Origin of the sequence: Gimesia algae, assembly GCF_007746795.1 — a bacterium.
Lineage (GTDB): Bacteria > Planctomycetota > Planctomycetia > Planctomycetales > Planctomycetaceae > Gimesia > Gimesia algae.
In genome coordinates this window covers 1,811,316-1,830,935 of the sequence record NZ_CP036343.1, presented here as the reverse complement: position 1 = coordinate 1,830,935, position 19,620 = coordinate 1,811,316, and the positions used below count along the sequence as shown (strand labels likewise).

Annotated in this window: 11 protein-coding genes; 7 read left to right on the top strand and 4 right to left on the bottom strand. The window is 49.3% G+C overall.

Translation table 11 applies throughout. The features are described 5' to 3' along the window. Positions 1–62: 62 nt before the first annotated feature. On the top strand, positions 63–1,367 hold the full coding sequence (locus Pan161_RS06885) for a hypothetical protein (RefSeq protein WP_145225335.1): 1,305 nt from the start codon (positions 63–65) through the stop codon (positions 1,365–1,367). Positions 1,368–1,382: 15 nt separating this feature from the next. Here Pan161_RS06885 and tsaD read toward each other — a convergent pair whose 3' ends face one another. Together tsaD and Pan161_RS06875 are read right to left on the bottom strand one after the other, a co-directional pair. Further along, positions 1,383–2,414, bottom strand: a complete 1,032-nt coding sequence (gene tsaD / locus Pan161_RS06880; protein WP_145225333.1) for a tRNA (adenosine(37)-N6)-threonylcarbamoyltransferase complex transferase subunit TsaD — start codon at positions 2,412–2,414, stop codon at positions 1,383–1,385. A gap of 166 nt (positions 2,415–2,580) precedes the next feature. After that, entirely contained in the window at positions 2,581–4,020 is a 1,440-nt protein-coding gene (locus Pan161_RS06875; protein ID WP_145225331.1) for a S41 family peptidase, read from the bottom strand. A gap of 372 nt (positions 4,021–4,392) precedes the next feature. Here Pan161_RS06875 and Pan161_RS06870 point away from each other — a divergent pair, with 372 nt between their 5' ends. The 3 genes from Pan161_RS06870 to Pan161_RS06860 are packed head-to-tail and all read left to right on the top strand — an operon-like array spanning position 4,393 to position 12,479. Then, positions 4,393–7,773 (top strand): PD-(D/E)XK nuclease family protein, encoded by a 3,381-nt coding sequence (locus Pan161_RS06870; RefSeq protein ID WP_145225329.1) that lies wholly within the window; start codon positions 4,393–4,395, stop codon positions 7,771–7,773. Positions 7,774–7,782: 9 nt separating this feature from the next. Then, on the top strand, positions 7,783–11,298 hold the full coding sequence (locus Pan161_RS06865) for a UvrD-helicase domain-containing protein (protein ID WP_145225327.1): 3,516 nt from the start codon (positions 7,783–7,785) through the stop codon (positions 11,296–11,298). An 8-nt stretch (positions 11,299–11,306) separates the two neighbouring features. Beyond that, on the top strand, positions 11,307–12,479 hold the full coding sequence (locus Pan161_RS06860; RefSeq protein ID WP_145225325.1) for a class I SAM-dependent methyltransferase: 1,173 nt from the start codon (positions 11,307–11,309) through the stop codon (positions 12,477–12,479). A gap of 100 nt (positions 12,480–12,579) precedes the next feature. On the opposite strand, the gene Pan161_RS06855 is transcribed toward Pan161_RS06860, so the two are convergent. Further along, positions 12,580–13,080 carry a hypothetical protein gene (locus tag Pan161_RS06855; RefSeq protein WP_145225323.1) on the bottom strand — a complete coding sequence of 167 codons (501 nt, stop codon included), beginning with the start codon at positions 13,078–13,080 and terminating at the stop codon, positions 12,580–12,582. Positions 13,081–13,466: 386 nt separating this feature from the next. Between Pan161_RS06855 and Pan161_RS06850 the strand changes: the two genes are divergently transcribed. The 3 genes from Pan161_RS06850 (at position 13,467) to Pan161_RS06840 (ending at position 18,153) form a co-directional block, all read left to right on the top strand. After that, positions 13,467–14,666: a Gfo/Idh/MocA family protein gene (locus tag Pan161_RS06850; RefSeq protein ID WP_197995734.1), complete on the top strand. Its 1,200-nt coding sequence runs from the start codon at positions 13,467–13,469 to the stop codon at positions 14,664–14,666. 154 nt (positions 14,667–14,820) lie between these two features. Then, the gene (locus Pan161_RS06845) at positions 14,821–16,392 is read left to right on the top strand and encodes a dicarboxylate/amino acid:cation symporter (RefSeq protein ID WP_145225321.1); all 1,572 of its coding nucleotides are present in this window, start codon (positions 14,821–14,823) and stop codon (positions 16,390–16,392) included. A 198-nt stretch (positions 16,393–16,590) separates the two neighbouring features. Further along, the gene (locus Pan161_RS06840; RefSeq protein ID WP_145225319.1) at positions 16,591–18,153 is read left to right on the top strand and encodes a PP2C family protein-serine/threonine phosphatase; all 1,563 of its coding nucleotides are present in this window, start codon (positions 16,591–16,593) and stop codon (positions 18,151–18,153) included. A 114-nt stretch (positions 18,154–18,267) separates the two neighbouring features. Here the strand turns inward: Pan161_RS06840 and Pan161_RS06835 are convergent, their stop codons facing one another. Further along, positions 18,268–19,557 carry a GNAT family N-acetyltransferase gene (locus tag Pan161_RS06835; protein ID WP_145225317.1) on the bottom strand — a complete coding sequence of 430 codons (1,290 nt, stop codon included), beginning with the start codon at positions 19,555–19,557 and terminating at the stop codon, positions 18,268–18,270. Positions 19,558–19,620 lie beyond the last annotated feature (63 nt).

Here is a 19,620-nt window from a genome sequence, read left to right as displayed (position 1 = left end):
CCGTTTCTGTTAAAGGTAAGCCGGAAAAAAAGAACGAGTTCAAAGCACCATTACTCGCGAATGTGAAAGATCCTCAATCATTCTGGGATGAATATTTTTCCAAGCGTAAGCCAGCTCCCGATCTGGTGAATGATTTAATATTCAATCTGCATCAGTCCGGTAAACATGAGCATGTGATTGCTGCCATTAATGCCGCGTTGATTCATGGCCAGTCACAGCCTTGGATGTATGATGTGCTGGCATTATCAATGGAAATTGTCGGGCGGCCCCAACAGGAAATTCAGCGTGTATTACTTTCACGCATTGATTTCTCTGCCACCGATGTACCCAGCATGGTTTATTCAGCTGCGTATCTCTCCCGGTTTGAGGCTGATGACCAGGCGCTGCAGCTCTACCAACAGGCTGCAAAACTGCAACCTTCCCGTCCCGAGCCTTATATCATGGGCTTACGCCTGGCGACAAAGATCAAAGATGCTGAAGCCATTCAGTGGGCTGCAACGGGGATCTTAACGCATGTCTGGATCAAAGATCATCAACAATGGCACGAAAAAGCTTTAAATGCACTGGCCGACTTGGAACAGTCTCTGAATAAGGAGGGGCGAAAAGCGGAAGCAGATCGAGTCAGTTCAGCCAGAAAAACAGCCTTGGAACGTGATTTGAAACTGGAACTCACCTGGAACGGAGATGGTGACCTGGATTTGATCGTAGAAGAGCCGAAGGGGACTGTTTGTTCTTTTGAGTCTCCCTTGACCGCAGGAGGCGGTGTATTGCTGAATGACGGGTATGGGCCGAAGCAGGAAAACTGTAAGGAAGAATATCTTTGTGCGAGCGGATTTCCGGGAAACTATACAGTACGAGTCCGCTATGTCTCCGGGAATATTGTGGGACAGAGAGCGAAACTGAAAATCACCCGCTATGCAGGATCGGAGCAACCAATTGTTGAAACGAAAATTGTTCCTCTGTCAAAAGAGGATCAACTGATTCGAATTAATCTGGCAAAAGGCAGGCGCGACAAAAAATCGCAGGTCGCGGAAGAGCCTCAAAATACTCAGAAAACCAGTCGGCTGCGGATTCGCAATCTGAATGATCCCGCAGGGCAACTCTCGAAGAGTTCCCGCGAATCATTAAATAGTTTTCGGGTTTCCAGACAGACCGGGATTTCTACTGGTCGGCAGGTCCCGTTTGGGACGGGAGTACAAAATACGGGAGGGGTTGCTAATCAACCAGTGATTACGGTCATCCCCGAAGGCATCAGTCTCACGGGAGCAGCAGTCGTTTCACCGGATCGAAGGTATGTCAGATTGTCTTTGTCGCCCCAGTTCACGAATGTCACTGATATTTTTACATTCAGTTTCATGAAACCTTGAGCCTGTTTGCGGATATCAGCGGACAAGCCCCGGTGTCACATCCAGATCGAGTGCAGCGATTCGACCCTGATCCAGATGATGCCAGGCTATCGCAGCCATGGCTGCATTGTCTGTACACAAATCAGGTGGAGCAATTCTCAAGCGGAATCCAGCCTGCTTCGTCATTTCCTGCAGACGCTCTCGCAATAAGGCATTGGCAGCGACTCCCCCACCCACGCACAGAGTGGAGTAACCATATTGAGTTAACGCCTGCTGGCATTTCGCAACCAGAACATCGACTACGGTCGCTTGAAAGCTGGCTGCGAGATCAGCAATGCGTTCTTCGGTAAGCGCCGGTGGCTGTTTTTTGGCTCCCGGATTTCCCAACGCTGCATACAACACCGCAGTCTTTAGACCGCTGAAGCTGAATCGCAGTTCCGGATCTTTCAAAAAAGTCCGTGGAAACGGAAAGGCTTTGGGATTCCCATTAATCGCGGTATTTTGAATGGAAGGACCGCCGGGATAAGTCAGACCGAGAATCTTGGCGACTTTATCAAAAGCTTCACCTGCAGCATCATCGATGGTCGCACCGATCAGATCAAACTGAAGTGTCTCGGAACAGTGATACAGGTTCGTGTGCCCTCCACTAACGACCAGGCCGATCGCCGGGAACAGAGGTTGATCTTCCTGCATCTGGCAGGCAAACAAATGACATTCAATGTGATTGACTGCAATCAAAGGAATATCGAGTGTGAGTGCCAGAGTTTTGGCAGCAGTCAGACCAATCAGCAGAGAACCGACCAGCCCCGGTTCCGTTGCCACTGCCACCGTGGTCAGTTGATTCAGTGTGATACCAGCCTGCTTCAATGCATCATCGATTACCGGTAAGATGCGTTCCAGATGTGCCCGCGAGGCAATTTCCGGAACGACACCACCAAATTTTTCGTGCAGACTGGTTTGGGATGAGACGACATTCGAAAGAATCCGCATATCACGTGTGATCACCGCAGCAGCGGTTTCGTCACAGGAAGATTCGATGGCCAGGAGATATTCTTCAGATTGATTCATAGAGGGGAATTTACGGTATTTCCAATAAAAAAGCGACCCTCGGGATCGGACAGCTTCCCGAAAGTCGCTTTCATGTGTGAACAGGTTGATGACACTTTGACGTACTCTGGTGGTCAGTCCGAATTGTGACTTCTATCTGGAATGACAGCTTACATCGCAGAGATCATCAGGTTGTCTGAATCACCAGAGGTGCTTTTGCCGGTTGTGGCAGAGCAGCCGCTTTCTTTGAGGGTTTCGCATCTTTTTCAGCTGGCTTTTTCTCTGTTTTTTTAACTTCTTCCTTGGTTGCTGGTTTGGTTTCCTCGTTTAAAGCAGATTTGACATAGTCTAATGCCAGATTAAGCTGTTTGTCTTTGAAGTCTTTGTCCAGTTTGGCGTTATGGTCCAGAATATCGCGTATGCGGCGGTATTCGCCGAATGCTTCTAACTCTTCATCGGTGAGTCTCAGGCGATACTTGTCGTCGGGAGTGACTCCCCAGACATCGGTATCTTTTGCTCCTGGAAAACGATGGATATTTTTACCGCTCGGACGGTGATAACTTGCGGTGGTCAGCTTGAGGGCACTGTCCCCCTCTTCCAGTTCGATCACATTCTGTACGCTGCCTTTCCCCCAGGTTCTTTCACCGACGATAACCGCCCGTTTGTGATCCTGCAGGCAGGCGGAAACGATCTCACTGGCAGAAGCAGAATAGCGGTTAACAAGAATCGCCATGGGGAAGCCGTCATAAGTACCTTCGGCTGTCGCCTCCCACTTACGGTTACGGCTGTTCCGTCCCTCTGTGCTCACAATCTTACCGGATTTGATAAACATATCCGAAATTTCTGTTGCTTGTGAAAGCAAACCTCCGGGGTTAAATCTCAGATCCAGAATGAGCGCTTTCATCCCCTGTTTCTGCAGGTCTTCAATCGCGGCGTGCAATTCTTCTGCACTGTGGCGGCTGAAATGTGTCAGTCGGATATACCCGATTTTTTCTTTTTTATCGAGCATATAGTCCCAGGAATCATCAGATTTGTACGTGTCCCCCAGAACTGTGGCCACATGGATTAACTCGCGGGTGACTGTTAAGGGAATCGGCTCTTCGGTCCCCTTGTGAATGACAGCCATACTGACTGATTCACCCGCGCGACCTTTCAGAATTTTGATCGCCTCGGTAAGTGTAAAGCCCTTGGTGGTTTTTCCCTCGATTGAGTCGATCACATCACCGGCACGAATTCCAGCTTTATAAGCAGGCGTCCCGGGTAGAGGCGTCATGACGGTCAGTCTGCCGTTGTTTTCGTCAATATGAACCTGAATTCCAATGCCACCGAATTCCTGCTCCACTACCTGATTAAAACGGGACAGATCTTTAGGGCTGATATAATTGGAATACTGATCCAGTTCCTGTACCATTCCCCGGATCGCTGCTTCTACCAGAATTCGCCGGTCGATATCTTTCACATAATTTCGTTCGATCTGCTCGTAGGTATCTGCAAACAGTTTCATCATCTGATAATAGTCATCGTCTTTCTCTTTGTCTTTCTCATCCGCATAACTGAATTGTGTGACAGTCGAGAAGAGGATCAGGGTGAGGAGAGAGAACGAACTGATCAAGCGGAATTTTTGCATGGACGATTCCTTATGAGGTATACAGAACACAATTCAAACCTGAAGATTCTTAATCATCGCCGGTGTTGGAATGTGTTTTGTCATGTTTCGAAACTCGTGAGAGCTTCCTTACCGTTTCTATAAGTGTAGGCGATCTGTAAAGCAGTGGCAAGATTTGCTCCCCAAACTGAGGGTTTAAAACCGGTTTCTTCTGGAAATCATTCTGAAATTGAATTCTCACGCCCGGGCGGATACATTGCACGGGCCTGTTTTTGTATCGCTGGCTGTTATTTCAGAGCATACTGATCTGAGAATTCAGGACACCATGGTCAAAATTGAGCTTTCCACCAATTGAGTGATTGAAAATTATACTTTTATACCGGGCAATACCTCATGCAGCCTGATGTCCAAATTTTGACAGGTATAGCCGGTTCCGGTAAAACGGATCGTTTGCTGGATGAGTATCGACGGACGCTGCAGGAGGGCCTGAAACAGCATGCTCCCGGGAAAACTCTCTGGATTTCTCCTACCGTCCGTTCACGTAAACAGGTACTGGATCAGTTACTCAGTCCGGAAATGCCTGTTTGTTTTGCTCCTCATGTATTTACCTTTGAGGCCTTTGCCGAGACCATATTACAATCGCTGGATCAGCCCGTTCAGACCCTGCCTGAAATCTCAAAACGCTACCTGCTGAGGAGTATCGTAGATGACCTGATCGCCGCAGGCCAGATTCAATACTTCAGCTCCATCGCGGGAACGTCGGGGTTTCTGGATTTGATCTCGCATTTCATTTCTGAATTGAAACGGGAAGAAATCTGGCCGGAACAGTTTTCCGAGGCATGTGCCCGTTTGAAAATGGATTCCCGTCAGAAGGATCAGGAACTGGCATTAATCTATGATCGCTATCAAGTCGCGTTACACGAGATGCGGCGTTATGATTCTGAGGGACGGTTCTGGTCTGCCCGGACTGCGCTGCAGGAGGGGATGTGGGGCCCGTTTGGTCAATTTGATCTGATCGTGCTGGATGGTTTTGCTGATTTCACACATACGCAGTACGAGATTCTGGAGCTGTTGGCGGCCAGAACCAGCAGACTGTTGATTTCCCTTCCCCTGGAAAATGAATTACGGCGGCAGGATTTATTTGCTAAATCTGTCGTCGCCAGACAGGTTCTTGAACGCAGATTGCCGAAAACGATCCAAATCGTTGCCTGCGAGCGTAATGAGCCTGCGTCTTCCCGGTCTCAGATCTGTGAAGCGTTATTTGATAATCCTCGCGAGATGAAACCTTCTAAGGCTGCAGAACATATCAAGGTTCTGGCAGTCGCCGGTCAGCGGAATGAACTGGAAGTACTGGCGGTCGAAGTCAAGCAGTTACTGCTGCAGGGAGTGCATCCGGAAGAGATTTCTCTGGTATTTCGTTCGACTCTGGAATACGGTGACCTGATTCATGAAACCCTGTCCGCAGCCGGGATTCCCTACTTCCTGGGGCAGGAACAGGAGTTTTCCCGGTTTCCCGTGATCCGGGCGATTTTTGCCTTCCTGCAGATTGAGCTGGATAACTGGTCCTTCGACAGTTTGATGTCCATCCTGGATTCGAACTACTTTTCACCCGACTGGCCTGAATTTAAGTCGGGGACTGCAGTGCGTAGCCTTTCCCGGATATTACGACAACTGAAGATCGACTCCGGTAAAACCGATATTTTGAACGCTCTGGAAAAGGAATGCCGGAAAGCAGCCGAGCTACATGCCCGTTATCCGGATCAGCCAAAGCGACAAGCGATACTGGAGGAAGTCGAGTCTGCCTATCAACTGGCGAAGCGACTTTCCAGTGAAACGCAAAGGTTGAGAGGCAAGGAGCTGTTTGTCACCTGGATTGATGTGCTGACTTCGCTGGCGAACGAATTTGGCTTACCCAAAGCCTGGTCAAACGAGGATGCCAGAACAGAGGCTCTTGATCAACGTGATCAACTGGTATGGGAACGTTTTCAGAAACTTCTGTTTCATGCGGTCTCTGAAGTCGATCAGATTGAGCAGTTTCATCAGCGGGAAGCTGCTCCACAGGATTTAATTACGTTTCGTAGTTTACTGCTGGATTTGCTGGAACAGCAGACTCTCGCATTACAAACAGAAGAAGCCGGTCGTATTCAGGTTCTGGATGCGTCCCAACTGAGAAATCTCAGTGTCCCCTATCTACTGGTGGGGGGGCTCAGTGAGGCCAGTTTTCCCCGCAGCCATCGAGAGGATTGTCTTTATAGCGAAAAAGACCGGGGAGAATTGAATGAGTATGGACTCTCGCTGAAGCGCCACGCGAATCAACAGCAGGAAGAAATGCTGTTGTTTTATGAGGTGATGACACGCTTCACGAAGCAACTCATTCTGAGTTACCCGGCCATCAGCTCTACGGGGCAGCCATTATTTGCCAGTCCCTACCTGTCGGCATTAATTGATCTGTATGAACCGGGAGCAATTGCAGTTCGGCAGGTGGGGGAATTAAATCCACTGCCTCGTCGCGATCAGGCGATGTCGACACGTGATATTCGGATTCTGGCGATTGATGAATTGAAACGGAATCAGCCAGGGCTGTTTCTGCAAATTCTGGATGAACCGGGATTCCAGGCTACAGCTCGGAATATTCTGGGAGCAGCAGAAATGGCAGTGGCGCGGTTTGAGCAGGAAGGTTTCACCGAATATGAAGGCGTCATGGTCTCCGCTGCTTCTCGACAGGCAATCTGTGAGCGTTTTCCGCAGGATTACGAATTCAGTACCACACAACTGGAGTTGTATCTGGCCTGTCCCTTTCAATTTTTTGCGCAGAATGTACTGGGGATTGAGGTTCCAGAACCTCCTGAATTGAGAACGAATTTTCTGCAGCGGGGGATCCACGTCCACAGTATTCTGACCCGCTTGTATGAACAGCTCAGTGCAGAAGGCGATAACGCTCAACTGTATGTCGCAGATCAGATTGAACCTCTGTTTCTCGAATTACTGGAAAAGCGAGTTTCCGATTCAGATGTCGAATCCAAATTGCAACAGGTACTACTGTCGATTGAAAAACAGATTCTGGAGGATTGGGGAGGTCTGTTTGCCGAACAGTCAGAAACTTATGGCCAGTTGTTTGAAGAACTATGGGATTCCGTGCCGGCGATTGTTGGTCGGGAAGTTCCGTTTGGAAAAGTACCCGGAGAACCAGACCCGTCACAAAGACAGTATCAGCATCTGACTCTGGGTACCGGTTCACGTGAGACACGTATTCGAGGACAAATTGACCGGATCGACGTGGGGACAGTCAATGGTCAGAAATATTTCAATATTATCGACTACAAGACAGGGCGTAGTGTTCCCTCTTCGTCAGAAATACGATCAGGTAAGAAACTGCAGCTGGCTTTGTATCTGATTGCGGCCCGTCGACTGGAAATGATTGACGCTGATGCGGAACCCTTCCATCTGGGATACTGGAAGATACAGGAATCCGGCTTTGTCATGCCTTTGAAATCTGCTCGAAAGAAACTGTTGGAGCCCATCTCGGCTGAGGATCTGGAGATTCTGGAAGTGACACTGGAAGGACTGGTTCCGCATCTGGCAGCGTTCATTCGCAGCGGTTTTTTTCCCGTGCAGGTGGATGAAAAAATCGCACATCTGGATCAGGCATTTCAATCGGTCTGTCGCGTTTCTCAGGTGGAAAGTTACCGAGACAGACTGGGGAAACAGATTGATCTGCTGCAGTTTGCAGATTCAGATCCGGATTCTTCCGCCGAACAAACACAAGCCACATAACGAGATCACATGTCAAAGCAACCCACTTATACCGATCAGCAGGACGCAGCCATCAATACGCGTGATGTCTCAATTGCGCTGTCAGCAGGCGCGGGTTGCGGGAAGACATTTGTGCTGACACAACGGTTTTTAAAACTGATTGAGCCGGGAGCACCTCCTGATCGGCTCAGCCATATCGTGGCGATTACCTTTACAGAACGGGCTGCCCGGGAAATGCGGGACCGGATCCGTGAAACCTGCCTGGATCAGTTGAAGAACTGTCCGCCGGCAGAAGTGAATCACTGGCAGGCCGTCATTCGTGGACTGGATTCGGCAAGGATCAGTACGATTCATTCTTTTTGTACTTCCATTCTGCGGAGTCATGCCGTCAGTGCCCGACTCGATCCTCATTTTGGTCTGCTGGAGCAGGGGACCAGTGACACTTTTTTGCGAAAAGTTGTTCATGAAGCGGTACACGAACTGTTAAAACAGGAAAATGCAGACGGCATTCAGTTGGTGTATCGTTTCGGTCTGGAGAAAACCTATGAGCTGTTGATTGCGTTGGTTCCTCAGCAGTTTCGTATCGAGTTCGATGAGTTTCGCGAATTGACTCCGGAACAGCTGGCGGGACGGATGCGCGGGTACTGGGAACAGGTTTATATTCCGATGCAACTCGCGGAGATCGCCAATTCAGACACGACGCAACAATTATTAAGACTGATGAATTCACATGAGCCGACCAATCCAAAAATGCGCGAGCGGTTTCAGGTGCTCAAAGCACGTATTCCAGAGTTGATTGACGGCGCTCCCCGGTTGCGTGATGAATTACTGGCGACTTTGATGAACCATGCAAAAGTGCAAGGGGCCGGGACTAAAAAAGACTGGGATGATGTTACCGTTTATGAGCAGATCCGTGATGGATTCAAGGATTTGCGTGATGCATTGAAACCGGTTTATGAAACTCTGTCTCCTGATCCAGCCGGCTTTCTAACGGCGGCGGAATTCAGTCTGGTCGTGTTAAGAGTGACCGAATATGCCGCGAAATGCTATCAGGACAGTAAAGCAGAAAAAGGACTGTTGGACTTTGATGACCTGCTTCTACAGACGCGGGATCTGTTCCGTCGCGATCCCAATACTCGACAAAGGTCTGCTGCTGGAATTCAATATCTGATGGTGGATGAGTTTCAGGATACCGATCCTGTGCAGAGTGAAATTGTCCGTGCGTTGTGCGGTAATGATCTTTTAACAGGGAAACTGTTTCTGGTAGGAGATGCCAAGCAGTCAATTTACCGTTTTCGACGGGCGGACCCGGAAGTATTTCACCAACTGAGGCAGGAGATCCCTGAAAAGGGCCGGCTCCCATTGAGTACGAATTTCCGGAGCCAACCCGCGATTCTGAATTTTACGAACTGTCTGTTTGCTTCCGCGATGGAACATTATTATGAATCTCTGATACCTTTCGATCAGCAACAGCATTCACCCCCGCCCGGAATCGAATTCCTGTTTGCTTCGCCTGAGGACCCGGATATCAAGTTGGCTGATGCGCTCCGCGAAACCGAAGCAGACTGGATCGCGGCTCGAATTCGTCAGTTGCTGGAAGATGAGACGCCCCGCATCTGGTCCAAAAACCCGCAGACAGGCGAACGAGAATTAAGGCGGGTGGAATCCGGGGATATTTGTATCCTGTTTCGCTCCCTGTCGAGTGTCAGTTTATATGAAAAAGCATTACTGCAGCATGATCTGGATTATTACCTGGTTGGCGGACGTGCTTTTTATGCGCAACAGGAAATTTACGATCTGAGTAATCTGTGTCAGTATCTGGACAACAGCGATGATGAATTGAGCCTGCTGGGACTGTTGCGTTCACCTTTCTTCAGTCTGTCCGATGATACGATCTATACTATCACCCGTCACGCAGAATGCCTGACGACAGCGATGCTGATTCCCCCACCAACTGAAGTGCGTCCCGAGCAGAAACGCCAGGTACTCTATGCCCAGGCGGTGCTGCAGGAACTACGCGCGAAAAAAGATCGGTTGTCTCTGGTTGAGTTATTAAATCTGGCTTTGGAACGCACCGGCTATGATGCGGCTTTATTAAATGAATTTCTGGGTGATCGTAAACTGGCAAACCTGCGAAAACTGATCGAACTGGCTCGCAACTTTGAAGCAACCGGCTTGTTTACTCTGAAGGATTTCGTTCAGCGGATTCGAGATTCAATTCTGGAAGAAAGTAAGGAAGAGCTGGCAGCGACTTTACCTGAAACCAGCGATGTCATTCGCCTGATGACCATTCATCAGTCCAAAGGACTGGAATTCCCAGTTGTGATCGTCGCCGACATGGATCGCCGTTCACAGGGAGCATCTAAGGACCCATTCCTGCATCCGCAATGGGGGGCACTCTTAAATTTACCTGCAGAGCGTGGAGTGACTCCGGAAAACTTCGCATTTAAAATGCATCGTGCGATCGAACAGAATGCCGACGAAGACGAAACCATCAGACTGTTGTATGTGGCAGTGACCCGCGCGGCAGATTATCTGATTCTCTCTGCCGGCTTACCCTATGATCGAAGAGTCCAGTCGCCGTGGATGAAACTACTGGCGCGACACTTTGATCTATCAACGGGGCTGCCGACTCTGGATCCATATCTTGGGCAATTTACCATGGGAAATGTCCCTGCAGATCAGATTCCGGAAATTCGCGTCCATTTGAATCGACCTCAAACTACAACGAAACCGGCGAAGAAAATCAAAGAATTGAAACCCAGTCAGTTCTGGACAGCACTCGAACAGGGAACTCCTGGAGGTTACCCTGAGACGTGTCAAATCTTTAGACCTCAAAAAAACAGGCGATCACATTTCAGCGTTTCACATCTGGAAGTGACTGATGCCTTGCTGCAGGAACTGCCTGAGCCTCCATACCGGATACAGGCCACAGCTGATTTGCTGAATGCTGATGAGGCAACGCAACTGGGGACATTGACCCACTCTGTGATTGAACGACTGGATCCCTTGAAGCCTGAACTGTCAGATCGGATCGTGGAGCTCGTCCTATTCGATCAACCTCAACCGGTTCGAGAAAAACTGGAACCTCTGATTCAGCAACAGATCTCTGCCTGGTATGAGTCTGAAGTCTGTTGTGCGTTGAGAACCGCGCGCGTTCATTATCGGGAACTGGATTTTTTACTACGTATACCGACTTCAGGTGACAAAGAGTCTGCTGTGACAGTGACGGGTATGATTGATGCTGTCTATCAGACTGATGATCAGCGCTGGGTCGTCCTCGATTACAAAACTGGTGCACGCCTGGCTCAATTAACGGACGAAGAGCTCATCTCAGAGTATGAATTTCAGTTGGGAGTTTATACACTGGCGGTCGAACAGCTCATTGGAGGCCTGCCTGACTCTGTCGGTCTGGCGGTGGTACATGATTCTGTTCGCTTTGTAGAAATGAAGTTTGATACGACGCGACTTGCTCAAATTTCAGACCGAATTTCCCAGGCAGTTTCCCACATCAATCAAACTCTCGTGGCGACAGAAAGTTGTTAAGCGGTTCCATGACCAGTGAGTCCCCCTCTGAGCTTGATTGTTTTCAGCAGTTGTATGAGCATTCGGAAATCTTTGAGATCATCGGCGCGCACTCCGGTTCTGAATTTCATCTGCAGAAACAGTTGCGCAAGGACTACTCGGAAGACGTTGTTCGTGCTGCGTTGACACTTTCGGAATTACGGAAGCGGGGGCGAGCCAAATTCTCCCGTGCAGACCAGATGTGGTTTGATCGAAAAAGTCTGGAGCAGGCGACACCAGAGTTGGTCTCACAACATAAGGCAGCCCGGTTTTCTGGAACGGTTTATGATTTTTGCTGTGGAATGGGTGGGGATCTGATTGCGCTGGGAGGACACGCGAATGTGACGGGTGTTGATATCTCTCCGGTCCTCTGCCTGTTTGCTGCCTGGAACAGCGAGGTTTATGGCGTTTCCAGTTCAGTCAGTCTGTTAAATCAACGATTGGAAGAAATACAGGATCGTCAGGGGAGATTGCATATCGATCCAGATCGACGTCCTCATTCTGGTGGAAAAGTCATCCGTATCGAAGACTATCTACCGGGACTCGAGACACTTCAGGAATTAATAGCTCAGTTTCAAGGCGGTGCCATCAAACTCAGTCCCGCCAGTAATTTCGCCGGCAAATTTCCCGAGACCGAGGCCGAACTGATCAGCCTGAATGGGGAGTGCAAGGAAGCGACCATCTGGTTTGGCGATCTGGCAGGGGGGCACGAATTTCGTGCGACTACAATTTCCAAAACCGGGCAGGTCGACAGTATCGCCGGTCACCCCATGGATGCCTTTGCTGAGATTACTGATCCGGACAGCTATGTGTACGATCCGGATCCGGCTGTGGTCCGCTCTGGATTACTGGACGTGGCAGCTTTTCAGGCAGGACTAAATCGTCTGGATCCGGAAGAGGAATACCTGACTTCGACTACTGCCGTAGATTCGCCTTTTTTCAGACGCTTTCGGGTTCTGGAAGAACTTTCAAACAATGACCGTGAAATTCGAAAGTACTTTCGAAACGCCAATTTTGGCCAGCTCGAAATTAAATGCCGGCGGATACCGGTTGGCATTGAAGCACTCCGCCGTAAACTGTCCCTTAAAGGAGATGAAGCCGGAGTACTGATCATCGCCCGTCTGCAGGGTAAGTCACGTGCTCTGGTTTGTGAACGAGAATAAATCTCCCTCACCTTTTACCAGCATACAATCAAAAAAAACGGGATCCTGATTGGGATCCCGTTTTCTGTATCATGTTGGTTCAAGATAACCACTGGCGGATTTATTGTGCCTGTCGGAACTGGAACCGATCGATTGGTATTAACTGTTGTGGTGCTCCAGGTGCATTGTTAAACACGAAGGAGAAGGCATAGCAGATAACCATCCCGGATGACATTTCTCCTACATACAATCCACCTTCGGCAAACTGGGCCCGTCCCTGTGCCGGCAGATTGACATCACCTGGAATGATCACATAATGTGGTTTTGCTGTCGGGTCGACGCCAAAGTCAGCAGCGAGGTTACGGAAATAAGCATGAGTGAATTTGCCCGTCCGTGAGTTCAGGACGGCTCCCTGCAGACGACCGGTGAGGAAGTCGAGCACAAAAACACCTTCCGCATTACCATTCCGAGTCGGGACGGTCGTAATCGCGAAACGATCACCATCACGGTCTGTGGCGACCGCAAAGGCTGGTTCGTGTGGCCAGAAATAGGTTAAACACATACCGCAGATTATACCGATGGTCAGCCACAGAAACCGGCGTTCTCCATTTTGATTTTTCACCACAAATGCCTCCCAGTGCTACATTTAATCAGAATACGAGGTATTGATTCACAGCCTGTCGCTTGTACCAGATGAGTAATACAAACTTGATCAATTGATTTTGAACGACCCGCCTGGATCGTGGCTGACAAACGTATTGTAACCAGGATCTGAAATTCCTGCCAGACTTGATTTGATTGAATTCCGGGAAAGCCGGGGGACCAAATAAGTGTTTTTGCAGGAACATGGCTTGAAATTCTCATTGGTTGTAATTCCGATCCAGCGAAAGTATGCTGCTTTTAAGTGACTGCCATCCCGGCAGATCGGATTCAACATGTCGCAGCTCAACTCGAACTCGTCTTTATCGCACGGGTCTGAATGAATCAACGAGAGGAAGGAAGGCAACTATGGAAACAATGAACGGTCAATTGAATCGTAAATTGCGGATGGCGCTGGTAGGTGGTGGACAAGGTTCGTTTATCGGTCGGGTTCATTCCATTGCTGCCTGTCTGGATAACCGTGCGGAACTGGTTGCCGGAGCCCTTTCTTCCAATCCAGAAAAAGCAAAAGCATCTGCACCTGCCTATGATATCAAACCGGACAGAGCCTATGGTTCCATTGAAGAACTTGTCGAAAAAGAGTTAGCGTTACCGGAAGATCAACGGATTGATTTCATCAGTATAGCAACTCCAAATTTTACGCACTTTTCCATCGCGAAGACTGCCGTCGAAGCAGGATTCAATGTCATCTGTGACAAGCCAATGACTTTTGATCTGGCCCAGGCGGAAGAGCTGAAGTCGCTTGTGGAAAAATCGGGTGTTGTGTTCGCGGTCAGTCATAACTACACCGGATATCCGCTCGTACGGATGGCCCGGGAAATGATTCTGAATGGAGAGTTCGGCGAGATTCAGGCAGTCCGTTCTAACTACATCCAAGGCTGGTTGCGTTCGCGTCTGGAAGAGGAAGATCAGAAACAGGCTGCGTGGCGAACCGATCCTGCGAAGTCAGGTGCAGCGGGCGCTTTCGGTGATATTGCGACCCATGCCTACAATCTGGGACGCTACATGACAGGTTTGCTGCCAGCAGAAATTTCCTGCAATTTGAAAATCTTTGCACCGGGGCGCCAACTGGATGATTATGGTCACGCTGTCATTCGTTTTCAGAATGGCGCGATGGGAACCGTTACTGCCAGCCAGATCTCACACGGTCGTGAAAATGATCTGTTCATTGAAGTTGATGGCACGAAGGGGGCATTAGCCTGGCGACAGGAAGAACCCAATCAGATGATTGTTAGGCGTAATGGGCAGCCACATTCCATTTATACACGCGATCCGAATGCACCGTTCATGAACGAATCCGGCGCAGCTGCCTGCCGCTTACCAGCCGGGCACCCCGAAGCGTTTTTCGAAGCATTTGCGAATATCTACCGGTCTGCTTTTGATGCGATGATTAATCGAATTTCCGGTCAGCCTTTTGAACCGAAAAACACAATTTATCCGAATGTCTATGATGGCGTGGAAGGTATGTTTTTCATTCAACAGTCTGTGGCCAGCAGTCAGGAAAACGGGGCCTGGTTACCATTTCAGTGTGAGAGTGCCCGCAGTTAGTCGGGCTTCTGCCTGTTTAGCAGTAATTTGCTGATGCTCGAAACGAGAATGGAAGCCAGGATGCGCGCCTGCTGGAGATTGTCGTCTTGATTGCTGAAGATACTTCGCGATTTCATTTACAAGCTGATAACGAGAAGTGGGGAGCTGGTGTTTCATGAAGAAAATTCCACTGCATTTTCAGATTCTAGTCGCCTTAATCGCAGGAACGATTCTCGGGATTATATTTAACCCGGGGGAAATCTCGCTCGAGGATCAGACCTTAACAGTCAGTCCGGTTGCAGGCGGTTTTGAGGTTGTTCAAAAAGCAGCAGAGCAGGATCCGCAGGAATATGAGTTCACTGATCGGGAGCAGCTGCTAAAGCGTTTTCCGGAACTGAAAAGCCTGTTTAATACAGGGGATCCAGAAAAAACCGTGTCTGTGAAAGTGACCGGGCGTCTGATTCATATAGTGGATTCTGCCCGGAAAATCAGTCTCACTTACAGTCGGAATGTCGATCAGAAAAAAACGGTCACATCTATTTCTGCGCAGAGCGGTGAAGAACTGGAGAAGCAGTATCCAGAGTGGAAAGAAGACTACGAGAAATATGGAACGGGTATTTCACAAACAGTGATGGCTGTTTCCAAATGGCTGGGTGATCTGTTCCTGCGTTTACTGAAGATGGTTACGATCCCACTGATTGTCACTTCCCTGATTACGGGGATTGCCAGTCTGGGAAATGCGACCCGTTTCGGAGCGATGTTCTCCCGAACGCTGCTCTATTATTTTTCTACGAGTCTGCTGGCGATCTTTACCGGTATCTTCGTAGTCAATCTGATTCGACCTGGTATTGGCGCAGAACTGCCGGGGGGCAGTGGTTCTCTTTCTTCCGGCACAGATTCAGTCGGTTCTATTTTTCTGGAGATGGTGGATCGACTCGTTCCGACTAACATCATTCACTCGCTGGGTGAGGGAGAATTTCTTTCGATTATCTCGTTTAGTATGCTGACTGGTATTTTTATCATTCTCGTCGGTGGTAAGCATGCCAAAGTGCTGACGGATTTCTTTCAGGCCGGCTTTGAAGTCATGATGCGGATGACGATGTTCGTGATCAGTCTGGCCCCGATTGGCGTACTGGCGTTTATGGTGTATGCGGTTTCATCCCAGGGGTTTGAGATCTTTCAGACACTGGCCTGGTACATGGTTGCCGTCTTTTTAGCTTTATTGATCCACGCGGTGGTGATTTTACCGTGTCTGTTAAAGTTTGTGGCGCGGCGTTCTCCAGTGAAATTCGCACGTGCGATGAGCCCGGCTCTGATGACAGCATTTTCAACTGCTTCTTCCAACGGTACACTTCCGCTCACGATGACTTGTGTGGAAGAGAACGCGGGAATTTCGAACGAAGTCAGTTCCTTTGTGCTGCCCCTGGGAGCCACAATTAACATGGATGGCACTGCGCTCTATGAAGCCGTGGCGGTGATGTTTATTGCGCAGGCTTATACCGGTATCGTCATGCCTTTGGAGCAGCAGATTCTGGTAGCTGTGACCGCGTTGCTGGCCAGCATCGGTGCCGCCGGGATTCCCCATGCCGGCCTGGTGATGATGGCGATCGTTCTGCAGGCAGTTGGTCTTCCGCTCGAAGCGCAGGGCGTGATCATCGCTGTCGACCGTGTTTTGGATATGTGCCGTACATCCGTTAATGTCTGGAGTGATTCCTGTGGTTGTGCAATCATTGAACGGTACCGCTAAAATTAAAAACCTGTCCATGGAGTTCAATCGAAGCTGAGAGAATCGCTGATTCTCTGGTATTTCGAGACGACTAACCCTTTCAACCGTTACAAACTGACTACTGACTGATCTGCTGATTAATGATGGCCGATAGGAGATAACAGGGCAATCCGCCTTCAACTCCACAATTTTCTTCTTCGGCGTCTTGGATCAGTTGAAATGGAACAGGTACTCACCCAGCCTCTGCAATGGATTCACAGTATTTGTGATCAGTTTTCGGAAATCACCGGTTGGCCGTTACGATTTACTCCCGCCAAGCCAGGTGAACGAAAATCACTCGAAGCCGAATTGTGCCAGAGTGAGAAGTACTGCTGGTATGAATCCATCGAAGATGGCAATCGGATTCTGGGATATGTTTACCTGACCCTGCCAGATGAATCGGCAAACGATCATCTGTTTGTGACCGCGATCAAGTTTGCGGAACTGGTGGGTGGATTGATTTCTCGAATCGAAACCATGAACTCTTCTCTTGAATCTAAGACCAGAGAAGTAACGACTCTGGTGGATGTCGGGCTGTCTGCTACAAGGCAGGAGGGATTGCAGGACGCGTTACAAAAGTTGCTGGAAGCGGCTTTGCAACTGACGGGATTTCGTGCCGCCGGCTTCTTTTTATTGAACTCTGAGTCAAACCAGTTGTCCCTGCGTGTCCAGTACCGTCTAACGGCATTTGAAATTCCCTTCCATCGCCGAAAATTAGATGAGTCACCGCCAGACCTCGAAGCGTTTGCGAAAGAAGCTTTGATTATTAATCGGCAGGAAAACCCGGAGTTATCCCGCTGGTTGCCTGAGGGATGCCTGACAGGTGTCTGCGTTTCCGTACAGTCGGAATCTGGTCCGTTTGGAACTTTGTGGGCTTTTGACCGGCGAGCCAGGCATTTAAAGGACCGGGATATTCATATTCTCAAATCAATTGGTGCCCAGGTCAGTACGATTTTAGAGCGTGCTGTTTTAATGAGAGAAAGTCAGAATCAGCTCCGCCTGAAAAAAGAGCTCAAGGTGATCTCGGAATCGTTTCCGGCGGAACTGGAACGGGAATCCCATCGGGAACGGGATTTTCAGGCTGCCGTGCAGACGATCAGCCACCATGAAGTGGGGGGAGACTTATGCGAGTTCGTTACCCTGGCACCACACATCACCTGTTTTGCTCTGGGTGATGCTTCCGGGGACAGTATCCCTGCAGCGGTGGTGATGGCATCCGTCAGAGGGGCTTTGAGAACGTTGACAGAAGGCCCGATCGAACAGGCAAAAGATACCCGCTTTGTCATTGGTCGGATTAATACTGCTTTGTATTATACTTCACTGCCGCATCAGTTCATGAGCATGCTGTACGGCGTGATCGATACTAAGAATCGGACTTTCACTTATACAAACGCCGGTCATCCTGCTCCGTTCTGGGTCCATAAAGGAAAAATCACCAGTCTGACTTCACACGGGATGTTGCTGGGAGTTACTGAAACAAACGATTATGACTACTCAGTTATTCCAATTTGTACCAACGATATTATTGTGGGATTCAGTGATGGAATCAGTGAAGCGATGAGCAGCGAACGCAAAATGTTTCGCTCAGATGGCATTATGAAAGTCCTGGAAAATCACATCGAAGATACTGCGGAAGAAGTAATGCAGGGGATCTGGTCTAAGCTGCAGAAACACCTGGAAGGCGGAAATGATGGCGATGACAGGACATTAATGGTTGTGAAATTTGCCCGCAATGCAGACTGATTTGGCTGACGTACTGTTATGACTGGACCGCATTACATTAATTTTTCGTGTCTCTCGTTCAATTGAACTTGTCCCCGATAGCCCTGGTGACGCTAAAGTAAACCTGGTAACAGGCTAACCTACGATACGAAAACGTGGACGATCATCGCTCGAATCTCCACGAACTTCCTGCTGCCCAGACCAGTCCTGTGGCGCGGCGTCTATGATTTCAATGCAGGAAGCGGGTTTCATTGACTGTGATAAAAACCCGGCAGGTTGGTTGACGATGGTCGAGTCTGTTTTAGATATTTTCTTGACAGACGGTTTTGATACCGGTTTTTGAATCCAGCGATTCATTCTCAACAGTTGCGAACGTGGTGCCAGGATCGGGAAATGAGAGCAGCGATAGCTGACCTGCTGCTGGTTACTCCACATCTCGGACAGACTGTTCCCCACTAATCCCAGGTTGAGAGATGGTTCTCCGTTCTGAATAGACTGTTGTACCATTCGCGTTATCAGTGTGGTAATGACTTCCCGGGGGGCATCATTGCGTCGTCCCACAGCAAGGTAATCCGTACCGGAATCTTGTTGCAGGCCATAGGCGCAGGCAACCATTGAATGATTGACAAACAGTGCATCAATTCTGGCCATCCCCGCGCGAACGGCAGGCCCGTGGATGTCGTGCAGAAATGCAATTTTTTTGTTCGTTGAGAAATTGCCCCCTGCAAAGTTCGGCTGATTCCCATCTAGAAAATTCATCTGTTGGAATTCCGCCCAGAGGTCCCAGCGCGGGTTCCAGCCTGGTGCTAAAGGGTCTTCGAGTCGAGAACGATAAAATGCAAGATGCCCCTGTTTACGGGTTGCCTGTTCTGATGTGGAAATCAGTTGTTGTGTTCTAGCAGAACGGGAAGACAGATAGTCTTCCCAGTTTGTTTCACTGGTCTTTATTAGAGGTAGTTTCTGCCAGACTGCCTGATTGCCTTGAAGCCCAACTGACTTGAAGGAGTTTGATGTGCGTCGATGATCATGGCCTTCCTGATCGATGTACCTCAAGTCGATCAAATCCCAGTCACGTCTGGATGCATGGATGTGTCGCAGCGCAGTGACCATCGTGGCAGCGGGGTTGGAGCCAATCTGTCCGTAAAACGATCCCCAGCCATCCAGTGGGTATGTCAGTACGCGCATGGTGCCCACTTTCGTAGCCACGGGCTTCACTACGAACGGGACGATGCCGATAATTTTATTGCCCAGCGTAATAAACAGTATGCGCAGTTTCTGGTCGTGTCCAAAGTGATTCCAGTAATGCTCCAGCCATTCGGGTGAATGCGCAAACGTGGCCCCTTTAGTTTTTCCAAGTAGAGCATGCCAGGCCAGACGAAAATGATCAAGGCGATCAATGTCGTTGATTTCGGCAACTGTGATCATGGCAACTCCGGTTCTGGTAATGACGGGGAACAATAAAGTACATCAGGAAATGCACTAAAATGC

What these genes read in the sequence shown, in the direction of transcription:
- tsaD (WP_145225333.1), bottom strand. Translation starts at nt 2,414, where the DNA reads ATGAATCAATCTGAAGAATATCTCCTGGCCATCGAATCTTCCTGTGAC.
- Pan161_RS06875 (WP_145225331.1), bottom strand. Translation starts at nt 4,020, where the DNA reads ATGCAAAAATTCCGCTTGATCAGTTCGTTCTCTCTCCTCACCCTGATC.
- Pan161_RS06870 (WP_145225329.1), top strand. Translation starts at nt 4,393, where the DNA reads ATGCAGCCTGATGTCCAAATTTTGACAGGTATAGCCGGTTCCGGTAAA.
- Pan161_RS06865 (WP_145225327.1), top strand. Translation starts at nt 7,783, where the DNA reads ATGTCAAAGCAACCCACTTATACCGATCAGCAGGACGCAGCCATCAAT.
- Pan161_RS06860 (WP_145225325.1), top strand. Translation starts at nt 11,307, where the DNA reads ATGACCAGTGAGTCCCCCTCTGAGCTTGATTGTTTTCAGCAGTTGTAT.
- Pan161_RS06850 (WP_197995734.1), top strand. Translation starts at nt 13,467, where the DNA reads ATGGAAACAATGAACGGTCAATTGAATCGTAAATTGCGGATGGCGCTG.
- Pan161_RS06845 (WP_145225321.1), top strand. Translation starts at nt 14,821, where the DNA reads ATGAAGAAAATTCCACTGCATTTTCAGATTCTAGTCGCCTTAATCGCA.
- Pan161_RS06840 (WP_145225319.1), top strand. Translation starts at nt 16,591, where the DNA reads ATGGAACAGGTACTCACCCAGCCTCTGCAATGGATTCACAGTATTTGT.
- Pan161_RS06835 (WP_145225317.1), bottom strand. Translation starts at nt 19,557, where the DNA reads ATGATCACAGTTGCCGAAATCAACGACATTGATCGCCTTGATCATTTT.